This window comes from Flavobacterium araucananum (assembly GCF_002222055.1).
Classification (GTDB): domain Bacteria; phylum Bacteroidota; class Bacteroidia; order Flavobacteriales; family Flavobacteriaceae; genus Flavobacterium; species Flavobacterium araucananum.
Map to the genome: position 1 here is coordinate 69,336 of NZ_MUGS01000005.1, position 24,947 is coordinate 94,282.

Genomic DNA, 24,947 nt, shown 5'->3' on the forward strand with positions numbered 1-24,947 from the left:
GTCTGAACTATTATAAAAGTAAGAAAATTATTTTAATTCTGTTTTTCAGAAACTTCTTTAAGGGTTTTATTTCTTTCTAAAAGAAAATTTATAAGGTGTTTTTTCAGGAACAAAGAATCAAAAGCCTGACCAAAGATTCCAAAAGGAGTTTCATATTGTAGTTTGTCTTTCATGATTGTGATGCCATTTTGTTCTTGAAAAAAATGTTCATGTTTAAAGAATTTGAATTTTCCTTCTTCCATTTCATCCACAAAATAATCATAAAATGTCATTGCGGTAATCCGGCTTTTGTGCGTGAGGTAAAACCCAAAATGTTTACCGCGCCAGGTTACCGTTTCGTTTAAATTAATCAATCCAGAAGTTATTCCTGCAATGGCAATTTCATCTGATTTACTGGCAGATTGTTGGTGAATATCGATATTTCTTGAGGCATCAAAAACGATTTGTTTTGGTGTTTTTATTTTTGTTGTGAGATGGATTGTTGTCATAATTAGTAAGAATGTTTTAAGTCCCAGCGGGACGACATATTTATAGAAACATGCAAGAAAAGATGATTGAGCCCCGGCGGGGTGCTATATTTATCGATTATTACCAAAAATATATCGCTCCGCTGGAGCTTAGGGAAGAACCTATTGTGTTTTTTCTATAAATATTTTGCTCCGTTGGAGCTATAAGATAGAAGATTTGTTTATTTGCCCTTGGCAAAGTTGTTTAGCGCAGTAAATCTCGAAAAGCGGTATCAATATCCCCAAACTTAAATTCAAATCCATTTTCTAAAAGCTTTTTAGGAATCACATTTCTACTTTTCAAAACCAATTCAGTTTCTGTTCGAATAAAGAAAGATCCCATTTCTAGTAGAAAAGCATTCATCGGAATCCCGAAAGGAAAGCCAACGGCTTTTCTAAGTCTTTGCATAAAGTCAGCATTGCGAGTGGGTTGCGGAGAAACAATATTTATGACGCCGGTCATTTTTTTTTCAATAATAAAATTAATTGCATTGGCGAAATCATCTTCATGAATCCAGCTTATAAACTGATTTCCTTTTCCTTGTTTTCCTCCAAAACCTATTTTTGCCAAAGTTTTAAGCGGAATAAAAGCGCCGCCATTTTTACCTAAAACGATAGAAGTTCGCAAAGCTGTTTTTAAAGTATTTGGAGTTTCAGTTTTAAAGAATGTTTTCTCCCAAGAAAGAGCCACATTAATAGAAAAGTCATTTCCAATTTCGCCATCAACTTCATCCATTTGTTTGTCTAACGAAAATCGATAAATAGTTGAGGTAGATGAATTCAGCCAATGTTTGGGTGGAGTTGCACAATTCAACACCGCTTTGTTGAGAATCTTGGTACTTTCGATACGAGATAATAAAATTTCTTTTTTATTTGCTTTGGTATATCGACAATCAACAGATTTTCCGGCAAGGTTAATTAAAACCGTAGCATTTTCTAATTCACTTTCCCAACCAGAAAAAGTTTTGGCGTTCCAGTTTACATATTTTATTCCGTCAATTGCTTGAGATTTTCCCCGGGTTAGAATTACAATTTCCTCAAATTTATTTTTGAAGTGATTCACTAAAACCTGTCCTAAAAAACCGGTTCCGGCTGCTATGATGAGTTTTTTCATTTGAGTTTTTTTAGCCACAACCCGAGCCGATAGCGAACAGGCGAAGCAATTACACAAATTAGCACAAATTTTTAAATGTATAAAACAATTGCAAAAAGTAATTCGTGAAAATTAATGTAATTCGTGGCAACCTATTTTTTTAATTAATTTAAGATGAGGAGTAAAGCAAGAATTCGATAAAGTATCCATGTATAACAAAGATAATATGGAAGTTTTAGAATTTTAATTCTTCTAAAATGTTCTGTAAACATGATCAAAACTGTTATCGCAAACCAACCTAAAATGATAATTGCCGGAATATTTATAAACTGACTTACAATTAAAATTGGCATCAAAATTAAAGAGCCCATTAAAGAAACGGTCATTAAATTTCCTGCATAATTGATGATAGTTTGTTTGTCGAATTTTAAAAGAAACAAGCTTTGAAAAACGATTTGACCAAAAGCTAAAGCAACTTCTCTAACTATACTTGTTTTAGGTAAAACAGGAATCAAATTAGAATAACCAAATAAAACAAACGTCGTTATCGTTAAGGTAAATGCGATAAAAAGAAAACGGTATTTGTAATTGAAATCCGGAACGCATTGCAACTTGTTTTCTGCCTTTACATTTCCGGGAATTATTACCTTTCTATTATAAGAAACAAAAGAATACATTTTTCTAAGAATATAATGTACGGGTTTTATAGTCGCTATTTTTTCGATTAACGGGAAAGAAAATCCAACCACTTTTATTAAACTATCAATTCCGTAAGTAACAGTTTTGGTTTTGTTATTGACCAAAGCAATTTCGTTTGGCGCGCGTTTTAAGTCTACAAAATTTTGTTCTTCTTCAGACAATTGACAATATGATTTTCTTCCGTTTTCATCCAGCATACCACTTTTTACAAATCCAGTTGTGTACAAACTGCAAAGTGGGCAATCTTCATCATAAAGCAAAGTTTGATTTTCGAGCGTTTTCATGATTTTTGGTTTTTAAAGATTATGAAATGAATTAGGATTTAATAATGCATTTTTAGATTAGAGAAATAGATTTTAGTTTCTTTTTATTCTTAACCACAATTTCAGAGCCTTTCGCTAAGAAAACTGAAGTTGGTTTTGTGGTTTGAAGAAATTCAAAATCAGTTCCGTATGTTTTATTAAAGTCAATATCAATATTGTAATTTAAAACTTCTAATTGTTCCCATCTCGGGTGTTGAACTTCATATTCAAAAGTGGTTTTTAGGTTTATTTTAGTATAACCAAAATAATGCTCAGTAATAAATTCAGCTTCAGAATCAATCTCAATTGCTACGGGATTTTTTTTAGTTTCTATTTTAATCGTGTTCCAATTTTGATTATTTTTCCATTGATAAATAAAAGTATTGGTAGTTTTGTTTTCGATTACTTCATGTTTCATTTTCTGAGTTTCATAATGTTCCTGATACAAAGTATTGGCAACAAAAGTGATGGCGCTTTTAGGAACAATTTCTTTAATAAAAACTACGCCTCGTTTCCATTCGCCGTTTTCGAAACGTTTTACATAGAATCTCAAATTGACTTCTTCAAAATCGATATGGAAGGGGATTTTAAAACCAAGAACTTTCGTGTTTTCAAACATAAACCCAACCAGACTTACATAACATTTGTCATTCCAGAAATCTATTTCAGTTCCTGTAGGAAGATATTTTTCTAATATTTTAGCATCAACTTCGTAATTGAATAGTGCTAAGTTTTTCCATTCGGCTTTTAAGAAGTTCATTTTGTTGTTTCTTGTTTAATTAATATTTTGATGAAGTAAATTGCAGTAATATTTGGAATTATGCTTACAAAAACAATTTGCAAAAAATCATTCCACATTATTACGTTGAAAAATGAAAATAGTAACGTGAAATTTAAAATTGTTATGACCCAATATTTTGTAATGTCTTTCTTTATAATTTCATTTTTTGGTTTCGAAAAGATTTGAATAGTCAAGAATATTGCTGAAATTACATTCGTTATAGAGAGAAATGATTGTCCTACAAATCTAAAGTAGCAAGTCAAATAAAGCAAGATGCAGACTATACACGCAAAAATGTTAAATTGTTTTAAGCTTATCATAGTTATGGTTTGTTTTAAACTTTCAGAAAAAAATGAAAGTTATGATTAAATTTTTTTAAGTTGAGGTTTACTTCATGATTTTTAGAACCAGACGTCCTAACCAGTTTTCGTTAAACTCGGTCATTTTATCTAACATATTATCTGCTTTTAAAACGAAATCATATAGTTTAGAAGTTTGATCAACAAAGTGTTTTTCTTCGGCTGAATTGTTGGCATCAATGGTAGAAACTTCTTTTAAAATTTTAAGAGCAGGTTTGATTTCTCTTTTGCTTCTTTCTCTTGCAATTTTTACGGCTAGTTCATCCAGATCTTTTTCGGCAGTAAAAAACTCTCTTCTTTCTCCGGCTTTGTATTCTTTGTATACAATTCCCCAATCCATCAAAGCTTTTAAGTTCATGCTCGTATTTCCGCGGGAAATTTGTAGTTCTTCCATAATATCTTCCATAGAAACAGGCTCGTTCGAAACCATCAATAAAGCATGAATTTGCGCCATGGTTTTATTAATCCCCCATTGAGAGCCTAATGCTCCCCAGGTTTGTACGAACTTATTTTTTGCTTCTTTGAATTTCATTTGTCAATTTTATTGTTTTTTCAATGGTCAAATGCAAATCGCATAAATGCTCATTGTCATGAAACAAATGTAAATAAAAGTTTTTAAACTTTCAAAAATAAATGAAACTTTGTTTGCTCAATTTTATTTAATCCTTTCAAATTGGTCTGAGCGGGTATTTTTACGCATCAAATTTTTCCGTACCATTTTTTATCTGATTCGTGCCTAATTATTTCGGTTCTATAACATTTTATCAATTAAGCCTTTGTATATGATATAGATTTGATGGCAAAATAAACCCCTTTATGTATTGTTTAAGATGTTGAAAACAATACAGTTAAAAAATCAAACCGGTGGAGCAGAACCCACAAGAAAAAACGAGGCGCCCCCGAAAAGCCTTATGAGTAGGAAACCAAAATCAAAAAAGTTATGTCAGATTTGTTAGCAAGTGCTTATCTAGCAAAAGAATAGAAAATGTTGGTGCACCAAGTGCTCCAATCGCTTCGCTTAGTAGTTGTATTATCACAAAAATCATTATCAGGAAAGATAGTAATTATGCAGGCTATAAGTGTAGGGCGATCTTTTTTTTAAAATGAAGTGTTAACTCTCTTCTCGATTTGAGATTTTAAGAGTCCTGTTTTCTAAAAAATTAAACCTATAGAAAAATGAAAAAAAAATATGTAATTATTAGTTTGCTATTAGTTGTCGTAATAGCAGTTGCCGTGTGGTTCTTTCTTTACAATAGAAATAACGATACTTATAAAGATGGAGTTACTTCTTCGTACGCAGGTACATCATCTGCTCCGTGTGAGTGCGAAGCTTCCTGGTTTCCGCACGAGCAAACTCCGCCGCCAAAAGAAGGTGACGGAAGCCCGTTTGATACTAAAAGCACAACAAATTGTATTTTTCATCAATGGTCATGGCAAAAGTTTTTGTGGCTTACGAAACCTTTGGCAAGCGGAAATCCTTTGTTTTTAGATTCGCTTACAGTTGTTAGTCCGGAGATGGCGCCCGTAAGTCCGGAGTTGGGTTTAAAATTAGTTTTAAGCTCTGTTAATCAGGCTGGTTTTGAAGGTGTTTTAGTTTCTAATGCAAAATTTGTTGCCGGAAAAAAGGCAGGAGATACAGTATTTTATTCCATTCATGTTAATAAAAAATTCATGGATAAAGCAATTTTGGCAGCTTCTTATATTAATAGCGGAAAAATTCCGGCAAATAATTTAGAGACATTTCCGGTTGGTTCCCTTGAGCTAAAAGTTTCCTGGATTAGTACAACTGCAATTCCTAAAGAAAAACTGGGAGAATATTATGTAACCAAAGCTGCTGTTCGAAACAGTAAAGGACAATATGTATCTAAAACTGTAGCACTATTAGGGATGCATGTGGTGGGAGTTGTAAAAAATCATCCTGAATTTATCTGGGCAACTTTCGAACATAAAGAAATGGCACCGGTTTATGATTGGAAAAAGAATGAAGTTTCTTCTGAAACGGAGAGACTGCTTTACGAGAAAGGAAAAACTTCAGGATTACAAGGTATAATGTGGGACACTTCTACTAATAAACCATTTCTTCAAAACAAAGCATTTGTTTTGTATGAATATGGTGTGCCAAAGGTTTTAGGTACTGATGCTTATATGAAAACAAGCCAATCTGAACCGGCAAACTTTGATAATATCGATAAGATAAATAAATGTGTGGAGAGCAAGCTGAAGGATGTTTTCAAAAATTATTTTTATAACGGATCTATTTGGTTAAACACAGATGGATTGACTCCTGAGCAGCAGGCAAAAACGATTGTAAAAAGTAAAATATCAAGCGTTCTGCCTGATTCATTGGCAAGAGGTTCTTCAAATCTAGCTAATATTACAATGGAAACGTATACGCAGACTTTTAAGAAAGATGTACATGTTATTAACGCAGCTAATTTGGTAAACTGTTTTACCTGTCATCAATCTAAAAACTTTGATACCATCCGAAAAGGAAAATCACCTTTGTATTTAAGCCATGTTTTTGAGTCTTATTTATTGGTTACAAAACCTAAATTACAAGGTAAAAGCAGTGTGAAAACGGATCGTATAGAAGAAACAAAAACGCTTAAGTTTAAACAATTTGAAGAGTTTATTCGCGCTAATAAATAGAGAAAACACAAGTGGTTTAAAAATATAATCGAATACTTCTGTACCTGAGATTTTGAATTCATGCACACCAGAAAAATACAGTACAACTGTTCAGGATTATATTTTTAAACTACAAATGTTGGAATAAAATGCTGCTTGTTTTGAGGTATACTAAATGCATTAAGCAATACCTCGTGTAGTATTGTATAATTAAAAAGAAATAGAATTATGATTGATATATTGATTAAAAACGAAACAGGAATTATCCCTGTAGCTTTGGCCATAAGCGAAGATCAGATAGATAGTGAAGATCTGACTGTAATAAATCTTGACCCGGTAAAGCTAATTTTGGTAGGATATGATTATATTGTAGGCCTGGACGACGGTAGCAATATGATAGGTCGTACCTGTGTTTCAGTAAGAGGAACTACTGCAACATTTGCAAAATAAACAGGTATTATAGTTGATTATACTATAACATAGTTTTTATAAGACAAAATTCTTGTAGACTTAAAAAATCCGAAGTTTAATTTACTTCGGATTTTTTTTATCGTTTATCTTCTTTTGAATAATTCGATTCACCATTTATATTTATTTCATTTCCTAAAAAACGAGGTTCACGATTTCTCAAAACATCAAAAAAAGATTTAAATCTAGAAAAATACTCTCTAAAACAAACATATTTGTATCCGGGATATTCTCCCTCATTAGCCGAATATCCAGCAGATCTTATGCCTAATTTTTGACCAACATAAATTGCTCTGTTCAAATGATACTCCTGCGAGATCAGAGTTGCTCTTTTGATTTTAAAAATATGTTTGGCGCGATACATTGTAGAATAAGTATCAAAGCCGGCATAATCAATGAATATTTTGGTGGTATCAACTCCGTTTCTAAAACAGTAATTTTTCATTACCGTAAGTTCATCATATTCATCACGACCATTATCTCCCGAAAGTAAAATTTTATTAATCCGGTGTGATTTGTACAATAAAATTCCGGCGTCCAGACGATCTTTCAAATATTTACCAGGTTGATCTCCCCTGATTCCGGCACCAAAAATAATTCCGACATCATTTTTAGGAAATTTTTTCAGTGAATAATAAATATGGGTTTTCGTCGAAGATTTTACGTAATAATTTACAGAAACAATTGCTACTAGTCCAATAACGGCAAGATAAAAGACGATTTTTAAATATTTTTTCAAAATGTATTTTGTAAGATTAAGATTTAAAAAGACGAAGATACTTAAAATTATTATTAGACAAAATCAAATTAAAAAACCGAAGCATTTCTGCCTCGGTTTTAATCTAAAATCTGAGATCTAAAATTTATAACAGTCCCGCTCTTTTTAATAAAGCTTCCGGTTTTGGTTCTTGTCCTCTAAAACGTTTGTATAAAATCATAGGATGCTCCGTTCCTCCTTTTGAAAGTACATTTTCTTTGAATTTTGTCGCAACGTCTTTATTAAAGATTCCTTTTTCCTGGAAATATTCAAAAGCATCAGCGTCTAATACTTCGGCCCATTTGTAACTGTAATAACCGGATGAATATCCGCCTTGAAAAATATGGGAGAACGCCGTACTCATAGCATTTTCTTTTACATCGGGATACAATTGTGTATTGGCAAATTGTTCGGTTTCGAAAGTTTTCAGATCTGTAATGTTGGTTGGATCTTGTCCGTGCCATGCCATATCTAATAATCCAAAACTTAACTGGCGTAAAGTTGCCAAACCTTCCTGAAAACTGGCACTTTCTTTGATTTTTTGTACATACTCAATCGGAATAATTTCTCCGGTTTCATAATGATTCGCGAACAAAGCCAAAGCTTCAGGCTCGTAACACCAGTTTTCCATAATCTGACTTGGTAATTCTACAAAATCCCAGAAAACAGAAGTTCCTGATAAGCTTGGATATGTTGTGTTCGCCAACATTCCGTGTAATCCATGACCAAATTCGTGAAATAAAGTTGTCACTTCATTAAAAGTCAATAATGATGGCTTCGTTTCTGTAGGTTTGGTAAAATTGCAAACGTTCGAAATATGCGGTCTTTCGTTTACCCCGTCTTTTATAGATTGTGATTTAAACGAAGTCATCCAGGCACCGTTTCGTTTTCCTTTTCTTGGAAAGAAATCAGCGTAGAAAATTGAAACTAAATTACCATCAGCATCTGTTACTTCATAAGTAGTAACTTCTTCATGGTATTTGTCGATATCAAAAACCTCAGTAAAAGTTAATCCATATAATTTTTTGGCAACCGTAAAAGCTCCGTTTAGTACTTTTTCTAACTGAAAATAAGGTTTAAGTTTTTCATCATCTAAATTAAAAAGCTGTTGTTTTAATTTTTCAGAATAATAAGCGCCATCCCATTTCTCTAATTGTTCGATTCCGTCCAGTTCTTTGGCGAAAGCTGTCAATTCAGCAAATTCTTTTTGAGCGGCAGGTTTTGCTTTAGCCAATAAATCATTCAGGAAAGAAAAGACTTTCTCCGGACTTTCGGCCATTCTTTCTTCCAAAACAAAATGAGCATGCGTTTTATATCCTAACAAATTTGCTCTTTCGAAACGTAATTTGGCAATTTTTAAAACATTTTCCTGATTGTCGAATTCATTATTCTTAAATGATCTTGCGCCAAAAGCAATCGCCATTTTTTTACGCAATTTGCGATTATCGGCATAAGTCAAAAACGGAATGTAGCTTGGATGATCTAAAGTAAAAATCCAACCTTCTTTTTCCTGATTTTTAGCTAATAATCTTGCGGCTTCAATAGTTCCTTCCGGTAATCCGGCTAAATGGTTGTACTCTGTCAAATGCAATTCGAATGCATTGGTTTCAGCCAAAATATTCTCTTCAAATTGTAATTTTAGCTTGGATAATTCTTTATCGATTTCCCTAAGTTTATCTTTTTTATCTTCTGGAAGATTTGCTCCGTTTCTGGAAAAGCTTTTATATTTTTTATCTAAAAGTGTAGTTTGTTCCGGATTTAGATTTAAAGTTTCTTTTTGATCGTAAACCGTTTTTATTTTGGCAAACAAAGCAGCGTTTAAGGTAATGTCATTTCCAAATTCAGACAATAAAGGCGAAACGTCCTGAGCGATTTTTTGCATTTCGTCACTTGTTTCTGCTGAGTTTAAATTGAAGAAAACGCTTGAAAGACGATCCAGAATATCACCTGAAAAATCCATAGCAACAACGGTGTTTTCAAAAGTGGGTGTTTCAGGATTGTTTACGATTGCATCGATTTCGGCTTTAGCCAAAGCAATTCCTTCCTGAAAAGCCGGAAGATAATCTTCGATTTTAATTTGCGAAAAAGGAGCTGTATTATGTTTGGTAGTGAATTTTGAAAGTAAAATGTTCATTGTGGTGTAATTATTTTTATTAATTGAAGTCGATGTTTTTTGAAAATCAAAGATAGCAATTTATAAAAATCTAGCAGCTTAAATAAGATTGATTCTCAGTGTAAAAACCTTACTAAATTGTGTTATAGATATGTTATTTATTACCGAAGGAGATTTAAAAACCTTAAATTGTAAAAAAAAGATTAGAAGATAAAATACGAATCATAAATAATTGTAAAATAAAAATACGATGAACTACCAAATTGTAATAAAGAGAATTGATACGGTTAATGAAGTAGAAGGATATTGGTCTGATGAAGATTTTGTTCGATTGTTAGAAAAATTCAACTATCCGGATGGTGCAACAGCAGACAAAGCAAGTTTGCCGGAATTGTTAGAAATGGCAATTTCTGATTATGAGCCCAATGAAGCTGCCGAAATAGTATTGAAATATAAATTTCCTGATAGATTAAGTGATGGACAAGTGGAGCAAATAGCACATAACATGTTAATTGATAAAGTTTGCGAAGAATATCCGGAAATAGACATGCAAGGTACTTTGTTTCATATCAATCAATTACTTTTTAAAGCCTACAACGGGAAATTTCCCAATGCAAAAGCTTCAATTGTTCATTTTTCTATGATTCCAACTGAGGCGGAAGGGCAAAAGCTAACCGCAGAAAATGTACTGAAATTATTGAACAACGGTTTGTCTGATAGAAATCTTATCAAAAGATTGTTTGAAAATCAAATGTCTCAAAATATTCCGTTTCCGGAAGCCGACGATATTGTTTGGGAATTGAGAACTAAAGATGATATAAATTATAGTCTGGTTACTTCTGAGAATTGGGTAAATAATGACGATATAACTGCGTCTGAGTTTGAAGCTGTTCTCGAGGAAATCGAAGACGAGGCATAAATAAAAGAACTATAAGAGCAACAAAGGCTTCTGGTTACAGAAGCCTTTGTTGTTTAGTTTTCAGTCGCAGTTATCAGTATAAACTGTGACTGAAAACTGAAAACTAAAAACTACTTCAGTCCTTCGGCAGCTTTATTAACCGCTGCTTTTAGTTCTTCTTTGTATGCAATAATGGTATCAAGGACTTTTTTGTCATGACTTCCTATAATTTGTGCAGCTAATATTCCGGCATTTTTTGCTCCGTTTAACGCTACTGTTGCAACAGGAACTCCGCCTGGCATTTGTAAAATCGATAAAACCGAATCCCAACCATCGATAGAATTACTTGATTTTACCGGAACTCCAATTACAGGAAGTGGCGACATCGAAGCTACCATTCCCGGTAAATGTGCAGCACCACCGGCTCCGGCGATAATTACCGAAATGCCGCGAGTATGTGCATTTTTACTAAAATCGAATAATTTTTCCGGTGTTCTGTGTGCTGAAACGATATCAACTTCAGTTTCGATATTGAATTGTTTTAGTATGTCGATGGCATCTTGCATGACTGGCATGTCTGAGATGCTTCCCATTATAATGGCTACTTTGCTCATTTTTTATTTTTATTTGAAGATTAAAGGATTGAAACATTTAAAAATTACTTATTAATCTTTTAATGTTTCAATCTTTAAATTTTTTAATTATTGAGAAATCACTTTAATTGTATTCTTAACCTGCTCTGCAATTTTTCGGGCTTCGGTCATGTTTTCATTTACGATCGTAACGTGACCCATTTTTCTAAACGGACGTGTTTGTTTTTTGCCGTAAATATGTGGTGTAACGCCATCCCATCCCAAAATAGTTTCGATATTTTCGTAAACGACATCTCCGGAGAATCCTTCGGCACCTACTAAATTTACCATAACTCCGGCAACTTTACTGTCTGTGTTTCCTAACGGAAGATCTAAGATCGCGCGTAAATGATTTTCGAATTGCGAGGTATAGCTTGCTTCTATAGAATAATGACCTGAGTTGTGTGGGCGTGGCGCTACTTCGTTTACCAGAATTTCATCTTCATTGGTTTGAAACATTTCAACTGCAAGAAGACCAACATGATTAAATTTCTCCGAAACATTCAAAGCGATTGCTCGTGCTTTTTCGGCAACTTTTTCATCAATGCGGGCAGGACAAATTACATATTCTACCTGATTGGCTTCAGGATGAAATTCCATTTCGACAACCGGATACGTTTTTATTTCGCCCGATGGATTTCTGACTACAATTACCGCCAATTCATTTTTGAAGGGAACCATGGTTTCTGCAATACATTCTACATTTGGTAAATCATTCAGGTCAGAAATCTGACGAATAACTTTTACACCATTTCCGTCGTAACCAAATTCAGTACATTTCCAGACAAACGGAATTGTGATCTCATTATTTCCAACAGATTTTTGAAGATGAGCAGGACTTTCAAATCGCAAATAAGCAGCGGTTGGAATATTACTTTGAGTATAAAAATCTTTTTGAGTTCCTTTATTCTGAATTCCTTTTAACGTTTTTGGAGATGGATATACTTTTATGCCTTCGTTTTCTAATTGGGTTAAAGCTTCAAGATTGACCAATTCGATTTCGAAAGTCAATACGTCAACTTGTTTTCCAAAATTATAAACCGTTTCATAATCCATCAAATCGCCTTTAAAGAATTTGTTGCAGGCAATTTTACTCGGCGCTTCGTCACTGGGATCTAAAACATAAGTTTGTATGTCAAATTTTCGGGTGTCAGACAAAAGCATTTTGCCCAATTGCCCGCCACCTAATATTCCTAATTTAAAATCAGAAGAAAAATAATTCATTTGTAGTTGTGTTTTTGCAAAGATACTTGATAAAATAGAAATGCCAATTTATTGTGTATTGAATTGCTGTTTTTCATCTTGTAAGATTAAAGAAACGTTTATTGCAAATGTTAATTTTTTTTGAAATAAGTCGTTTGAAAACGTTGCTTTATAGGTGTGAATTATGTACGTTTGACCTGATTTTTAACCGCTGTAGCTTTAGTAAATTACATGACCACAAACGATTGGACGAAACATATTCAAAAATTTCTTTTTCTGTTAAAAGATGACTTTTTCGAATTACCCTACTTGTCTAATTCTCCTCAGGTAATGTTAGACAGTCTTATAAAATTACCCATTATCGAGCACAATGCCTCAAAGCAATTAATTACTGCAAATAATGCTTTTTGGAAAGGTAAAATGCGGTATCGAAAGATGGAAGATGGTTTCTGGATTTTAGAAACTAATATTGCTCTTAAAGAAAATATACTTGCGAAGGCCACCTATACAAAGGATCATCTAAAGGATTATTATATTTTGTCGTTTTCGGTTTTCGAATATAAATTTCCTTCTAAAGATTCTGATGCGATAACTTTATTAAGTACTTGTTGGACTTTTTATAAGCCCGAAACTGAAATTGCTACTTATTTTTATAAAGGAACCGAAGGCAAATTTTTTAACATTGCCATGAATAAGGAATGGGTAGATCAAAATATCAGATCCGGAAAATTTTGTGGTAAAGGGGTATTGGAACGTTTTTTTAATGCTCAAAAAGGATTTTATACCTGGCTTGATATTGCGCCAAAAGCACATATTTTATCAAAAAAAATATCGAAAATTTTAGAAAATGACGACCAAATTAATCTAAACACTCAGGAGCTACAGAAGTCTTGTACGAAGTTGATTACGGAGTTTTTTAATCATTCTTTTCAGGATAGTCGTATTGCAGATAATATTTCGTTAAGTAATTTAGATTACTATAATGTGGCTAAAGCCGAAAAAATGATTTTGCACAACCTGCAATCTGCTTTTCTTGGGATCGATAAAATTGCATACGAGGTAAATACATCTCCAACAAAACTAAAAGCCAATTTCAAAATTGTATTTGGGTTCTCGATGTTGCAGTATCATAAAGAAAAAAATATGCTTCTTGCCAAACAACTCCTTCAAAATTCTCAAGTAGAAATCCAGACCATTAGCGCCATTACAGGGTATGAAAGCGCCAGTAAATTTACAGCAGCTTTCAAGAAAAGATTTGGAGAATTGCCTTCGGTTTTTAGAGAAAATTAAAATTGGACTATTAGTATATGAATGTAGGAAAGTGGATTAAATTTATAAAAGAGAACATAAACTTTTATAGAGATGGTTTTTTTGAATTACCTTATTTGTCTAATTCTCCACAAGTCATTGTGCAAAGTATTGTCAATTCTCCCGCAGTAAAACATGTTGTAGAAGAACAGGCTGTTTATAGAAACAATCCTTTTTCTAAAGGTGTTATGCGATATCGGGAGATCGAAGAGGGTTTTTGGATTATTGCAACGAGTATTACTTTTAAGAAAAACGTACTGTTAAAAGCGATTTACGATACTGATTTTCCAATTGATTATTACACTCTGACTTTTTCGGTTTTTGAGAGTGAAGTAAAGCTACAAAACACATTTGAGGACAAAACACCTTTTTCGAGCAAATATTGGGGATTTAAGAAACCGGGAACGCCCGTTGGAGCTTATTTTTATAAAGGATCTGTATGCGAGTTTTATTTGTATGCTTTTAGTAAAGACTGGGCAGAACACAATTTTTCGTTTGAAACTCTTGGAGAAGAAAATCATATTAAAAAGTTTTTGAATTCAGATAACGGCTTTATTACCTATCAAAATATTGTTCCAAATGCCGCAGAATTATCAAAAGAAATTTTAGTTAATTTAGAACATAATAAGAAAGACCTTTTTAGTCAGTCAATTTTAAAGACACAGGCTTTTCAACTCGTTTCGACTTTTTTTAAAAATGCTTTTTTAGACCAAAGAGACGGTAATTATGCTCCAATTGAAACTCCCGATTATCGAAAGATTGCAAAGGCCGAAAAATTGCTGTTGGATACCGTTACGGAACCTTTTTTAGGGGTAGAATATATTGCCGAAAAAGTAGGCATGTCTGCAACAAAACTCAAACTGACTTTTAAATCTGTTCATGGGGTTTCGATGATGCAATATCATAAAGACAAGAAATTACTTCTCGCCATGCAAATGATTCAAAATACCGATATGCAGATAAAAAATATTGCGTTGGCAACCGGTTATAAAAGTTCCAGCAAGTTTACGGCGAATTTTAAAAAGCGTTTTGGAAAAATGCCTTCTGAAATTCGGTTTTAAATACTGTAAAATTCTTTCTTTTTGCTGTTTTTCGCTGCCTTGCCTGAATTTTTTTTATGATTTAATTAACATTGTGAATGTAAATTATAAAATCGTATTTTATTCATAATCAGTGTTTTGTTGTGGTCTGATTGCTTTATTGTTTCCTCTTGTTTTTCTATAAAAAAGAGCTGGTCGTTTCGGGCTATTGATGTGTCCGAATGGGCTATTCGACGATTTTATTTCAATATATTTTTGCTGGTAAATAAATCTAAACCAACCAGTATGAAAATAAAATTACTCTTTTTAGTGAGTATCCTATTTCTTTTTAGCAATACGATACACGCTCAAAATCCACCTACTGCGATAGCAAAAAACATTACCGTAAAGCTTGATGCAGGAGGAAATGTTACTGTAAATGCTTCGCAAGTAGATAATGGTTCTACAGATAACACCGGAATTGTTAGCTATATGCTAACAACTTCTACTGCCGGGACTATTTGTGCTACAGCAAATGAAAATGAAAATTTGACTATTGCGGCACCAACAGGCTCAATATTCACAAGGGTAGATTTTGCAAGTTATGGAACTCCCGGCGGAAGTTGTGGCAATTTCAGTCTTGATTCTTGCCATTCGGTTAATAGCCAGTCAGTAGTTTCTTCTTATTTATTAAATAAAAATTCAGCTATTATTCCTGTAGCTAATGGAACGTTTGGAGGTGATCCTTGCGGGAACATAGGAAAAAGACTTTATGTTAGTGCTTTTTATGAGCCAATTGCGACAGAGGTAAAAGCTACTTTAGATTATAATTGTTTAAATATTGGTGACCACACAGTTACTTTGATTGTTACTGATACAGACGGAAATAAAAGTTATACTACAGCAGTTATTACAGTAGTAGATGATATTGCACCGGTAATAACATGCCCTGCTAATATTTCGGTTAATAGTGATTTAGGAAAATGTGGTGCTGTTGTAACTTTTGCTGCACCATCCTTCATTGATAATTGTTCCAGTACAGGAGTACCAGTAAATATAACATTTACAAATGCAGGTGCAACTGGAAGATTTGGTCCAACTCAGGCGCAATGTGATACTGCTTATGGAGCCGGAGTTGTTACTGTTACTACACAAGGTATTCAGGAATGGAAAGTTCCAACCACAGGTAAATATAAAATTACTGCAGTAGGAGCTTCTGGCGGGAATGCAACCGCGCGTAATTTTGCTGGAGGAAACGGCGCAAGTATAAGCGGAGAAGTTACTCTTACAGCAGGAGAAATTATTAAAATTGTTGTAGGACAACAAGGTCAGCCTATAGAAGATAATCAGGGTGCCGGTGGTGGTGGTGGATCTTATGTTGCGAAACTAAATAATACCCCAATTATGATTGCAGGAGGTGGCGGTGGAGCAGGTGGAGTAGACAGTGCTTCTAAACAAGCGACTACAACGACGACTGCTAATGATGGAAAAAATGGAGGAAATGGTGGAACTGCCCTAAATGGAGGTAATGTTGGATCAGGAAACAGTATTGCAGGTGCCGGAGGTGGTGGTTTCAACACAAATGGTTCAGATGGAATTGTAAGAACAAGTAAAGGAGGTTTTTCATTTATAAACGGAAGCGCTGGAGGTTTGAGTCAAAACGGTATTTCCGGAGGAGGTTTCGGCGGCGGCGGCGGCGGCGCTGTTAATTGTGGTTACGGCGGCGGCGGCGGCGGTTATTCAGGTGGCGGACCTGGTGGATATTCCGGTGGTTGTGGTGGAAACGGTGGAGGAGCCGGATCTTTTAATTCAGGTACAAGCCAAACAAATATTGGAGGCACAAATTTAGGAATGGGTAAGGTTGTTATTACTTTGTTGAGTGTCCCTGTTAATCCTTCTCAAACAGATGTTACCGGATTAACATCTGGATCTCTTTTTCCGGTAGGAACTACAACTTTAAAATATAAAGTAACAGATAGTAGCGGTAATACAAGTGCAGAATGTTCATTTGATATTATAGTAACAGATAATGAGAAGCCAGTAATTACATGTGCGGCAGATCAAACACAGTCTGCAGATGCAGGAGTTTGTTCAGCTGTAGTTACCGTTACAGCTCCAGCTGCTACAGACAATTGTACAGTTGTAACTTTAATAAATGATTTCAACGGAACTTCAGATGCTTCTGGGACTTATCCGGTAGGAACAACAAATGTGGTTTGGACAGCTACAGATGCAATTGGGAACTTTTCTCAATGTACTCAGGAAATTGTAGTTAATGATACTGAGTTACCGGTTGTTTTAACCAAAAATTTTACAGCCCAACTTGATGCACTAGGAAATGTAACAATTCAGGCTTCTGATATTGATAATAATTCATCAGACAATTGTACAATTGATAAAAGAGAATTAGATGTAACCTCCTTTACTTGTGCAAATCTTGGAGCCAATACCGTTAACTTAAAAATTACGGATATTCATGGTAATGTTGCTTCAGCTTCGGCTACGGTAACTGTTGAAGATAAAACGGCTCCAATTGTTGCAGTCAAAAATGTAATAGTTTATCTGGATGCAGCAGGAAGCACTACAATAACCACTGCAGATGTTGATAATGGAACAACAGATATTTGTAGCACTACAACATTAGCTCTTTCTAAAACTACCTTTAATTGTGATAATATTGGAGTTCTTAACGAGGTTACATTGACTGCTACAGATGCCTACAGCAATAAATCTTCGGCTATAGCAACAGTAACCGTTTTGGAAACTATTGCTCCAGTTGCAAAAACAAAAGACGTTACAGTTGAACTTGATGCTGCAGGAAATGTTTCTATAACGGCAAACCAAATCAATAACGGAAGTTTAGACAATTGCAGCATTGCTACAATGACTCTTGACAAGCTTTCTTTTGATTGTAAAAACGTTGGTGTAAATACGGTTGTTCTAACGGTAAAAGATAAATCCGGAAATACAGCCACAGCCACAGCAAAAGTTACTGTTGTAAATAAATCTGCGGATAATGACAAGGACGGAATTCCGGACAACTGTGATGACGATGATGATAATGACGGAATTCTGGATTCATCTGACAACTGTCCTGTTACTGCAAATCCGGGTCAGGAAGATCGCAACAATAATGGTGTTGGAGATGCTTGTGACTCACAACAAATGACTATTTCTGAAGCCTTTACTCCAAACGGAGATGGTATAAACGATACATGGGTTATTGCTACTATTGAAGATTATCCGGCATCGGTTGTACGTGTTTTTAATCGTTGGGGAAAAGAAGTATTTGTTGCCAGAAATTACCAAAATGATTGGGATGGACATTACAAAGGAAATTCCAGTGCTTTACCTGAGTCAAGCTCTTATTTCTATCAAATAGATTTAGATGGAAACGGGACTATCGACAAACAAGGTTGGATCTACATTAACAGGTAATTGAAAAAAAATAAAATTTTAGAAATGAAAATAATTAAAAATATATTGGCGGGAGCATTACTACTTTTTAGCAGTGTGCTTTTTGCTCAACAAGAAAGTCTTTTTACCACGTATCGTTATCACATGAATGTTGTTAATCCAGCCTATGCGGGTGTAAACGGCGAAACGGTTTTAATGAGTACTATTCGTCAGCAATGGACCGGGATCAAAGATGCTCCACAAACACAAGCTGTTTCTTTTGGAACATCTGTAGGGAGTAATCTGGGATTAGGGGTTTCTATGGTGTACGATAAAACATTTATCGAGAAACAAACACAACTGGGAATTGATTTCTCTTATAAAATTCAGGTTGGTGCACTTACAGATTTGTATTTAGGGATAAAAGCCGGAGGTAATTTTTACAATGTTAATACTTCAGGGCTTGAAACCTATTCGCCACAATCGGATCCTGCTTTGGTTACCATAAATCAGTTTAATCCAAACGTAGGTGTTGGAGCTTTATTAAAGAATGATAAATTTTTTGTGTCCCTTTCTGTCCCAAGAATGTTGAATACTGAGCGTGCAAAAAATAAAGATGGATATACGTCTGTTGCTACAGATATGCCCCATGTTTATTTAAGCAGTGGTTATGATTTTGATTTTGAAACTGCTACAGAATTAATTTTAAAACCATCCTTTATGTTGCGTTATGTAAATGGTGCACCTCTTTCTGTAGATGTAAATGTAATGCTTCAAATAGAGAAGTTTTTAGAAATAGGAGGAAGTTACAGAGTCGATAATGCTTATGCTGCAATAGCAGGCCTAACAATTAGCGACCATTTGACACTAGGCTATGCTTACGAAACCAATACGGGTAAAATTGTAGCAAGTGCCAAAAACTCGAATGAGTTTTTCCTTCGATTTAAATTTTAGTAGTAGTAAAATGCAATAATTTAAGCCGCATTTTTTTATTTTTTTGAGTAGTAAAAAAGAGGACATCTGTAAATAGATGTCCTCTTTTGATTTTATATAATTCAGAATAAAGAGGAATTCAGAATTTATTCGATTTTTTTCAAAACTTCTTTGGCAACAGCTTTATAAGCAGCAGAATGATTTGCATAATCTTTGTTTAAAATAATTTGAAGTTCAGGGTGAATCCAGTCGTAGTGATTTCCTAAAACATATAAAGTTCTGATAGAATAAGCTTTTGTAGCAACCTTTACATCATTGATCAACCAATCAAAAGAGACCTCGATGCAATCCTGCAAATTTTCTGGGGAAAGAAAAATGCTGTTTTCATTTTTCTTGTAATGGGATTTTATTAAAAGCTGTACCACTTTTGCAATTGGCCTGATAGAACTTTCGTCTTTTAAAACCTTTAGATTAGAACAAAAGAAATCAAGATGAGGTTGCAGCCAAATCAATTCTTCATAAGATACAAATTCTAAAATCCAACACGCTTTATGATTGTTTTTGTCAAGCGGAGAACAACAAATTTGTATTAACTCCTTAAACAAAGATTGATTTTCTAAGACATCTTTTGCCGCTTTAAGTCGGTTTTCTCTGTAAGCACTTACGTAATCAAGTTTTGATTGTAATTCAGACGACATTTTTTTAGTTTTACCAGACATCTAAAATAAGTAATTTAATGAAACAGTTCCGTAATAATTTATGGGAAGTCCCGGATAATAGTATCGTGGAGTCGAGTTGCCAACAGCGACCGCATTAGGCAAAATCAAAGAGGCATATTTTTCATTGGTTACATTATTAACGCCAAAAGCCAGATTTGCACTTAAGTCTGGGAGAATTTCAAAACGATAACCGGTTTTTAAGTTAAGAAGAGTATAAGAAGCGGAATAAACAGAATTGGCGTCGTTGAGCGGAATTTTATCTGTAAACTGATAATCAGCAGAAAAATAAATACCATAGAAAGTATTTAGAATTATTCCGGTATTTACTTTATTTGCTGCAACTCCTGTTAGTTTATTTCCCGAATAATCATTTCCGTTATCGACAAAATCTTTAAATTGATACTTTCCTAACGAAGCTGCGATAAAAGAATTTAAAGTAAAAAAGCGATTAATAGTCCAGTTGTGTTTTGCCAGAATTTCGATACCTTCATGAAATGTTTTCCCGGCATTGATACCTTCATACTGATCGTCACCAATTCGTTTGGCAACCAATAAATCTTTTATTTCCATTCGATAAACAGCAAATTCAGTATAGAGATTTTTATTTAGGAAATAGAATTTTCCGCCGGCTTCAAAGTTATAACCACTTTCAGGTTTTATATCCGGATTAATGTTTCCTGTGCTCGTAAGTGTTTCTTCGGTAGCGGGTAAAGAGAATCCTCGACTTGTCGAAAAATAGAATGTTCGCTCCTCGTTAGGTTTAAAAAGAAAAGACACTTGCGGCGAAAAAATCCCGTTATAACTGTATTTTTCAGTTGCCGTTTTACTTGGGAGAAAGTTCGTAAGTTCAAAATGGGTTTCATTATAATTCAATCCCGCCTGAATTTCGAATCGATCAGAAAGTAAAGATCTCATTTGTGCAAAAATATTATAGAAATGCCTTTTCTGATCTGTTTCAGTCAGTTGATTCCCTTGCAAACTGCCTTGACCATTATTGGTTTTGTATAAATTTTCGAAAGTATTACCGTTATAATTATCTGTAAAATATTCGATTCCGGCAATAAACTGATTTTCTGTTTTTTTGATTTTAAAGTTTCCTGAAAATTGCGTTCTTCCTCCTGTGCCAAAAGTATATTGACGCAAGATATCAAAAGGTCTTGGTTCATTGCTGTCCTTATAATTAACAAAAATCGAAGTTGAATTATTCAGGTTGTTATTAATCTTAAAATCATAAGCCAAACCCGTCAGGGTCGATTTATATTCTTTAAACCCTTTTGAAGTAACCCAGGTCGACGCGCCTAATTTTGGATTTGTATCCAATACTTCCTTACTAATAGAACTAGGAATATAAGCTTTCAGATACGTGTAGTTGGAAAAATAAGTAAGCTTACTGTTTTTCTTTTTAAACAACTCTCCCGCAATTGTCATTCCTTCCCGATCATAAGAACTGTTTTCCCGCCACCCGTTGGTTTTTAATTTATGATAACTTATATTGAGACTGGCACTTTTCTCGTTCAGGCTGTAATTCAAGCTGTTTTTGAGTAATCCAAAAGACCCAAAAACACTACTTATACGGGTATTTTCGCCATTGTTTTTAGAAAGTTGAGGTGATATTAAAATCGCACCACCCAAACCTGCGCCATAAATACTCGAAAGTGGACCTTTTATAACTTCAATTTGTCCAATATTTTCAAGATCAATATCATCAATTACTGTTTCGCTATTGCCTGAAGTTAGCGGAATACTACCATAAAAAGCCCTGATTTTATTGGTTCCGTAAGGTGTTCTGGCACCAATACCGCGAATCGAAATGCGGGTTGTCGTAAAATTAGACGACTGCATAAATACTCCCGGAATTGTATTGATTACAGTGCTAATATCTGTGGCACTATTTTGCTGAAGATCCTTTTTGGATAAAACCCCTATAGAAGCAGGTGTGTTTTGCAATCTGTTATTAACATGTAGCGGACTAATGAGGACTTCGTCCAGTTTTTGCGTTTTTACAGAATCAATAGTTTTACTTTTTTGTTTTTGTGCAAAAGTGTTTTGAAAAACTATTATGATAAGAACAAGAAAGCAATGTTTTTTTAGAATCATAAAAGAGGTTGTTGGGCGGTTTTGTACACAATTTTAACACATAGAAACATAGCTTTTAGGGACGTAAAAAAAGACATTTCATTTTACATTAATGAACATAGCTATGTGGGAAGAAATGTATTTCTTTTTTATATCCTTTTCATAAAGTAAAAACCTATGTTTCTATGTGTTTGAAAATATTAGCGTACAGTTTGGAATTTTAAATTTAAATATTGGAATTTATTTATTAGCACTAACTTTCCAAATCGTATTTCCGCTATCATCATTGACCAAAAGCGATCCGTCCTGCATAACCGTTACCGCAACCGGACGTCCGTAAACTTCGGCTTTTTCTTCATTAGCCACAAAACCAGTCAAAAAGTCTTCCGGTTTTCCAGAAGGTTTTCCATTGGCAAAAGGAACAAAAACTACTTTGTAACCCGCTATTTTGGCGCGATTCCAGGAACCGTGTTGCCCTACAAAAATTCCATTTTTATATTTTGAAGGAAATGACTCTTTAGTATAAAAGGCCAATCCCAGTGAAGCCGTATGAGCACCAACCGGAACATCTGGTACAATTGCTTTTGCAGCCAGATCTTTGCGTTCTCCTTTCATTCTTGGATCAAGATTGTTGCCATAGTAAGAATAAGGCCATCCGTAAAAACCGTCTTTTTTTACACTGGTAACATAATCAGGAACAAGATCGTCGCCCAATTCGTCGCGCTCATTAACAGCAGTCCAAAGTTCCTTGTTTGCAGGATTCCAATCCATCCCAACAGGATTTCTAATTCCCGCAGCATAAATTTTTTCTCCTGTTCCGTCAGGATTAATTTCCAGAATATCCGCACGGCGCACTTCCTTATCCATTCCGTTTTCTCCCACATTACTTCCTGAACCTACAGAAACATAGATTTTTGTTCCTTCTGGATTTGCAATTATATTTCTTGTCCAGTGATTGTTGTATCCGCCCGCAGGAAGTTCAAGAATTTTGTTTCCTTGAGTTTCCAGTTTCAAAGGCGTATTTTTATATGGATATCGGTATAGTCCATCTGTATTAGCAACATAAAAAAAGTCTTTTAGAACCAACATTCCAAAAGGTCTGTTGAGGTCTTTTAAAAAAACCTCACGAGTTTCAAATTTTCCGTCTTTATCGGTATCGCGAAGAATTATAATTTGATTTTTACTCGTTCTTGTGCCACTTTCTACAACAAAAATATCATTATTTGGTGCGATATAGGTCCATCGGGGATTTTCGAAACCATCTGCAAATTTCGAAACCGTAAAACCCGCCGGTGCTGTTGGTGTTTTGCCTTCAGGCCATTTAATAACTTTACTGTTATTGGTTTTCGATTCTGTCGCATAAGGCGGAGGTAAAGTCAGATCGCCAATTGCTGTTTTAACAATGATATTGGGTTGTTTGGCAAGAGCTTCTTTTTCTTCTTTTTTTACCTGTCCGTTGCAAGCTGTTAATATGGCTAATAAAGATATTGAAAATAGCTGTGTGGTATTTTTCATTAGAGATTAGGGTTAATTATTTATAGAACAACAATTTAGTAAAATAAAAAAGAGTTGCAAGAAAAGATTTGTAAATATTAAGTGATATTTAACATTCTTAAAAAAATATGTGTCGGGTCTATTTTGATACTTACAGTTTGGTTGTAATTCTGTATCTTTGCCCATTATTTTAAACATAAAAATAATGATACAACTTCACGATAAACAATTTGTTCCGTTTATTTCGGCCAAAGAAATTGATTTTGCTTTAACTAAAATAGTTGCACAGGTAGAGGATGATTTTGCAGACGATACTCCAATTTTTATTGGTGTTTTAAATGGGGCATTTATGGTCGTTGCAGATTTTTTGAAAAAATACAAAAGTCCTTGCGAGGTTTCATTTATAAAAATGGCATCTTATCAAGGAACTGAAACTACCAATACGGTAAAAGAATTAATAGGGATCAATCAGGATTTGTCCGGCAGAACCGTAATTATCATCGAAGATATTATCGATACCGGAAACACAATCGAAGAGTTAAAACACCTGTTTAAAGAGCAAAATGTAAAACATTTTAAGATAGCGACTTTGTTTTTTAAACCGGATGCTTATAAAAAAGACATTAAAATAGATTATATCGGAATCAGAATTCCAAATAAATTTATCGTTGGTTACGGATTAGATTACGATGGTTTGGGACGAAATTTATCCGAAGTGTATAAATTGGCAGAGTGAATTTGAAGATTAAAAAATTAAAATAACTATATAGACTAACAACACAATTAGAAGATTTAATTCTAAGACCAAAAAATCTTTCAATTTTAATCTTTCAATTATTAAATTACTTTTATGATTAATATTGTTTTATTTGGAAAGCCGGGAGCAGGAAAAGGAACTCAGGCAGAATTTTTAAAAGAAAAATATAAATTAACACACCTTTCAACAGGAGATATTTTTCGTTTTAATCTAAAAAATGATACAGATTTAGGTAAAAAAGCAAGAGTTTTTATGGACAATGGAGAATTGGTTCCTTGCGAAGTTACAACAGCAATGTTAATAGATGAGGTAAACAAACATCCTGATACGCAAGGTTTTTTGTTCGATGGTTATCCAAGAACTTTAGATCAGGCAGAAGCTCTGGATAAATTTTTACCAACAATAGGATCAAGTGTTACCGCAACGATCGCATTAGAAGCAGATGATGAGGTTTTGGTAGCGCGTTTGTTAGAAAGAGGTAAAACAAGCGGTAGAGTAGATGATCAGGACGAAGAAAAAATTCGTGTGAGATATCAGGAATACAATGAAAAAACGGCTCCGCTAATTGGATATTATAAAGAACAAAATAAGTTTCATGCCGTAAATGGTATCGGAACTGTCGAAGAAATTACAGAACGATTAACGTCAGTTATAGATAATTTGTAGAAGCTTTTTCCAGCTGTACGTTACAAGTCCTCGCTAAAAAAACTATTTTTCTACACCATAAAACGAGCTTCCTCCGGTCGCTGTTTTCTGAGAGAAAAAATTAGTTTTTTTAGCTCCGGGCTTTTTTCTTCCATCTGGGC

The 24,947-nt window shown here is 34.1% G+C and carries 21 protein-coding genes; 9 read left to right on the forward strand and 12 right to left on the reverse strand.

What is annotated here, in order from left to right:
- Positions 1 to 32: 32 nt before the first annotated feature.
- The 5 genes from B0A64_RS04365 to B0A64_RS04385 form a co-directional block, all read right to left on the reverse strand.
- On the reverse strand, positions 33 to 488 hold the full coding sequence (locus B0A64_RS04365; RefSeq protein ID WP_089478334.1) for an SRPBCC family protein: 456 nt from the start codon (positions 486 to 488) through the stop codon (positions 33 to 35).
- Between the two features lie 223 nt (positions 489 to 711).
- A complete protein-coding gene (locus B0A64_RS04370; protein ID WP_089478538.1) occupies positions 712 to 1,620 on the reverse strand; it encodes a TIGR01777 family oxidoreductase in 909 nt (302 codons plus the stop codon).
- Positions 1,621 to 1,763: 143 nt separating this feature from the next.
- Positions 1,764 to 2,582, reverse strand: a complete 819-nt coding sequence (locus B0A64_RS04375) for a thiol-disulfide oxidoreductase DCC family protein (RefSeq protein WP_089478335.1) — start codon at positions 2,580 to 2,582, stop codon at positions 1,764 to 1,766.
- Between the two features lie 52 nt (positions 2,583 to 2,634).
- Positions 2,635 to 3,360, reverse strand: coding sequence for a YqjF family protein (locus tag B0A64_RS04380; RefSeq protein ID WP_089478336.1), 726 nt, complete (start codon positions 3,358 to 3,360; stop codon positions 2,635 to 2,637).
- A gap of 408 nt (positions 3,361 to 3,768) precedes the next feature.
- Positions 3,769 to 4,272 (reverse strand): GbsR/MarR family transcriptional regulator, encoded by a 504-nt coding sequence (locus B0A64_RS04385; RefSeq protein WP_089478337.1) that lies wholly within the window; start codon positions 4,270 to 4,272, stop codon positions 3,769 to 3,771.
- Between the two features lie 644 nt (positions 4,273 to 4,916).
- Between B0A64_RS04385 and B0A64_RS04390 the strand changes: the two genes are divergently transcribed.
- Positions 4,917 to 6,389 carry a hypothetical protein gene (locus B0A64_RS04390; protein ID WP_089478338.1) on the forward strand — a complete coding sequence of 491 codons (1,473 nt, stop codon included), beginning with the start codon at positions 4,917 to 4,919 and terminating at the stop codon, positions 6,387 to 6,389.
- 207 nt (positions 6,390 to 6,596) lie between these two features.
- Positions 6,597 to 6,818, forward strand: a complete 222-nt coding sequence (locus B0A64_RS04395) for a hypothetical protein (protein ID WP_089478339.1) — start codon at positions 6,597 to 6,599, stop codon at positions 6,816 to 6,818.
- 97 nt (positions 6,819 to 6,915) lie between these two features.
- Here the strand turns inward: B0A64_RS04395 and B0A64_RS04400 are convergent, their stop codons facing one another.
- Together B0A64_RS04400 and B0A64_RS04405 are read right to left on the reverse strand one after the other, a co-directional pair.
- A complete protein-coding gene (locus B0A64_RS04400) occupies positions 6,916 to 7,575 on the reverse strand; it encodes a SanA/YdcF family protein (RefSeq protein ID WP_089478340.1) in 660 nt (219 codons plus the stop codon).
- 124 nt (positions 7,576 to 7,699) lie between these two features.
- Positions 7,700 to 9,727: a M3 family metallopeptidase gene (locus tag B0A64_RS04405; RefSeq protein WP_089478341.1), complete on the reverse strand. Its 2,028-nt coding sequence runs from the start codon at positions 9,725 to 9,727 to the stop codon at positions 7,700 to 7,702.
- 229 nt (positions 9,728 to 9,956) lie between these two features.
- Between B0A64_RS04405 and B0A64_RS04410 the strand changes: the two genes are divergently transcribed.
- Positions 9,957 to 10,625: a hypothetical protein gene (locus tag B0A64_RS04410; protein WP_089478342.1), complete on the forward strand. Its 669-nt coding sequence runs from the start codon at positions 9,957 to 9,959 to the stop codon at positions 10,623 to 10,625.
- A gap of 110 nt (positions 10,626 to 10,735) precedes the next feature.
- Here B0A64_RS04410 and purE read toward each other — a convergent pair whose 3' ends face one another.
- Together purE and B0A64_RS04420 are read right to left on the reverse strand one after the other, a co-directional pair.
- Positions 10,736 to 11,218, reverse strand: a complete 483-nt coding sequence (gene purE / locus B0A64_RS04415) for a 5-(carboxyamino)imidazole ribonucleotide mutase (protein WP_041516353.1) — start codon at positions 11,216 to 11,218, stop codon at positions 10,736 to 10,738.
- Between the two features lie 87 nt (positions 11,219 to 11,305).
- A complete protein-coding gene (locus tag B0A64_RS04420) occupies positions 11,306 to 12,460 on the reverse strand; it encodes a 5-(carboxyamino)imidazole ribonucleotide synthase (RefSeq protein WP_089478343.1) in 1,155 nt (384 codons plus the stop codon).
- 210 nt (positions 12,461 to 12,670) lie between these two features.
- Between B0A64_RS04420 and B0A64_RS04425 the strand changes: the two genes are divergently transcribed.
- The 4 genes from B0A64_RS04425 (at position 12,671) to B0A64_RS04440 (ending at position 19,116) form a co-directional block, all read left to right on the forward strand.
- Positions 12,671 to 13,729, forward strand: coding sequence for a helix-turn-helix domain-containing protein (locus tag B0A64_RS04425; RefSeq protein WP_089478344.1), 1,059 nt, complete (start codon positions 12,671 to 12,673; stop codon positions 13,727 to 13,729).
- A gap of 17 nt (positions 13,730 to 13,746) precedes the next feature.
- Positions 13,747 to 14,808 carry a helix-turn-helix domain-containing protein gene (locus B0A64_RS04430; RefSeq protein WP_089478345.1) on the forward strand — a complete coding sequence of 354 codons (1,062 nt, stop codon included), beginning with the start codon at positions 13,747 to 13,749 and terminating at the stop codon, positions 14,806 to 14,808.
- A gap of 264 nt (positions 14,809 to 15,072) precedes the next feature.
- Complete coding sequence (locus tag B0A64_RS25710; protein WP_089478346.1) at positions 15,073 to 18,204, forward strand: T9SS type B sorting domain-containing protein; 3,132 nt, start codon at positions 15,073 to 15,075, stop codon at positions 18,202 to 18,204.
- Between the two features lie 24 nt (positions 18,205 to 18,228).
- The gene (locus B0A64_RS04440) at positions 18,229 to 19,116 is read left to right on the forward strand and encodes a PorP/SprF family type IX secretion system membrane protein (protein ID WP_123875876.1); all 888 of its coding nucleotides are present in this window, start codon (positions 18,229 to 18,231) and stop codon (positions 19,114 to 19,116) included.
- 125 nt (positions 19,117 to 19,241) lie between these two features.
- Here B0A64_RS04440 and B0A64_RS04445 read toward each other — a convergent pair whose 3' ends face one another.
- The 3 genes from B0A64_RS04445 to B0A64_RS04455 all read right to left on the reverse strand — a co-directional run bounded on the left by B0A64_RS04445 (position 19,242) and on the right by B0A64_RS04455 (position 23,405).
- Positions 19,242 to 19,793, reverse strand: a complete 552-nt coding sequence (locus tag B0A64_RS04445; RefSeq protein ID WP_089478539.1) for a hypothetical protein — start codon at positions 19,791 to 19,793, stop codon at positions 19,242 to 19,244.
- A gap of 21 nt (positions 19,794 to 19,814) precedes the next feature.
- Complete coding sequence (locus B0A64_RS04450) at positions 19,815 to 21,911, reverse strand: TonB-dependent receptor (RefSeq protein ID WP_089478348.1); 2,097 nt, start codon at positions 21,909 to 21,911, stop codon at positions 19,815 to 19,817.
- A gap of 219 nt (positions 21,912 to 22,130) precedes the next feature.
- Complete coding sequence (locus B0A64_RS04455; RefSeq protein WP_089478349.1) at positions 22,131 to 23,405, reverse strand: PQQ-dependent sugar dehydrogenase; 1,275 nt, start codon at positions 23,403 to 23,405, stop codon at positions 22,131 to 22,133.
- A gap of 184 nt (positions 23,406 to 23,589) precedes the next feature.
- Between B0A64_RS04455 and hpt the strand changes: the two genes are divergently transcribed.
- Together hpt and B0A64_RS04465 are read left to right on the forward strand one after the other, a co-directional pair.
- A complete protein-coding gene (hpt, locus tag B0A64_RS04460) occupies positions 23,590 to 24,120 on the forward strand; it encodes a hypoxanthine phosphoribosyltransferase (RefSeq protein WP_089478350.1) in 531 nt (176 codons plus the stop codon).
- A gap of 114 nt (positions 24,121 to 24,234) precedes the next feature.
- Positions 24,235 to 24,807, forward strand: a complete 573-nt coding sequence (locus tag B0A64_RS04465; RefSeq protein WP_089478351.1) for an adenylate kinase — start codon at positions 24,235 to 24,237, stop codon at positions 24,805 to 24,807.
- Positions 24,808 to 24,947 lie beyond the last annotated feature (140 nt).

Bases quoted from the DNA above. Each gene is read 5' to 3' on its own strand.
- B0A64_RS04385 (WP_089478337.1), bottom strand. From the start codon at position 4,272: ATGAAATTCAAAGAAGCAAAAAATAAGTTCGTACAAACCTGGGGAGCA.
- B0A64_RS04450 (WP_089478348.1), bottom strand. From the start codon at position 21,911: ATGATTCTAAAAAAACATTGCTTTCTTGTTCTTATCATAATAGTTTTT.
- B0A64_RS04365 (WP_089478334.1), bottom strand. From the start codon at position 488: ATGACAACAATCCATCTCACAACAAAAATAAAAACACCAAAACAAATC.
- B0A64_RS04375 (WP_089478335.1), bottom strand. From the start codon at position 2,582: ATGAAAACGCTCGAAAATCAAACTTTGCTTTATGATGAAGATTGCCCA.
- B0A64_RS04430 (WP_089478345.1), top strand. From the start codon at position 13,747: ATGAATGTAGGAAAGTGGATTAAATTTATAAAAGAGAACATAAACTTT.
- B0A64_RS04410 (WP_089478342.1), top strand. From the start codon at position 9,957: ATGAACTACCAAATTGTAATAAAGAGAATTGATACGGTTAATGAAGTA.
- purE (WP_041516353.1), bottom strand. From the start codon at position 11,218: ATGAGCAAAGTAGCCATTATAATGGGAAGCATCTCAGACATGCCAGTC.
- B0A64_RS04395 (WP_089478339.1), top strand. From the start codon at position 6,597: ATGATTGATATATTGATTAAAAACGAAACAGGAATTATCCCTGTAGCT.
- B0A64_RS25710 (WP_089478346.1), top strand. From the start codon at position 15,073: ATGAAAATAAAATTACTCTTTTTAGTGAGTATCCTATTTCTTTTTAGC.
- B0A64_RS04390 (WP_089478338.1), top strand. From the start codon at position 4,917: ATGAAAAAAAAATATGTAATTATTAGTTTGCTATTAGTTGTCGTAATA.
- B0A64_RS04465 (WP_089478351.1), top strand. From the start codon at position 24,235: ATGATTAATATTGTTTTATTTGGAAAGCCGGGAGCAGGAAAAGGAACT.
- B0A64_RS04455 (WP_089478349.1), bottom strand. From the start codon at position 23,405: ATGAAAAATACCACACAGCTATTTTCAATATCTTTATTAGCCATATTA.
- hpt (WP_089478350.1), top strand. From the start codon at position 23,590: ATGATACAACTTCACGATAAACAATTTGTTCCGTTTATTTCGGCCAAA.
- B0A64_RS04370 (WP_089478538.1), bottom strand. From the start codon at position 1,620: ATGAAAAAACTCATCATAGCAGCCGGAACCGGTTTTTTAGGACAGGTT.
- B0A64_RS04380 (WP_089478336.1), bottom strand. From the start codon at position 3,360: ATGAACTTCTTAAAAGCCGAATGGAAAAACTTAGCACTATTCAATTAC.
- B0A64_RS04440 (WP_123875876.1), top strand. From the start codon at position 18,229: ATGAAAATAATTAAAAATATATTGGCGGGAGCATTACTACTTTTTAGC.
- B0A64_RS04405 (WP_089478341.1), bottom strand. From the start codon at position 9,727: ATGAACATTTTACTTTCAAAATTCACTACCAAACATAATACAGCTCCT.
- B0A64_RS04445 (WP_089478539.1), bottom strand. From the start codon at position 19,793: ATGTCGTCTGAATTACAATCAAAACTTGATTACGTAAGTGCTTACAGA.
- B0A64_RS04420 (WP_089478343.1), bottom strand. From the start codon at position 12,460: ATGAATTATTTTTCTTCTGATTTTAAATTAGGAATATTAGGTGGCGGG.
- B0A64_RS04425 (WP_089478344.1), top strand. From the start codon at position 12,671: ATGACCACAAACGATTGGACGAAACATATTCAAAAATTTCTTTTTCTG.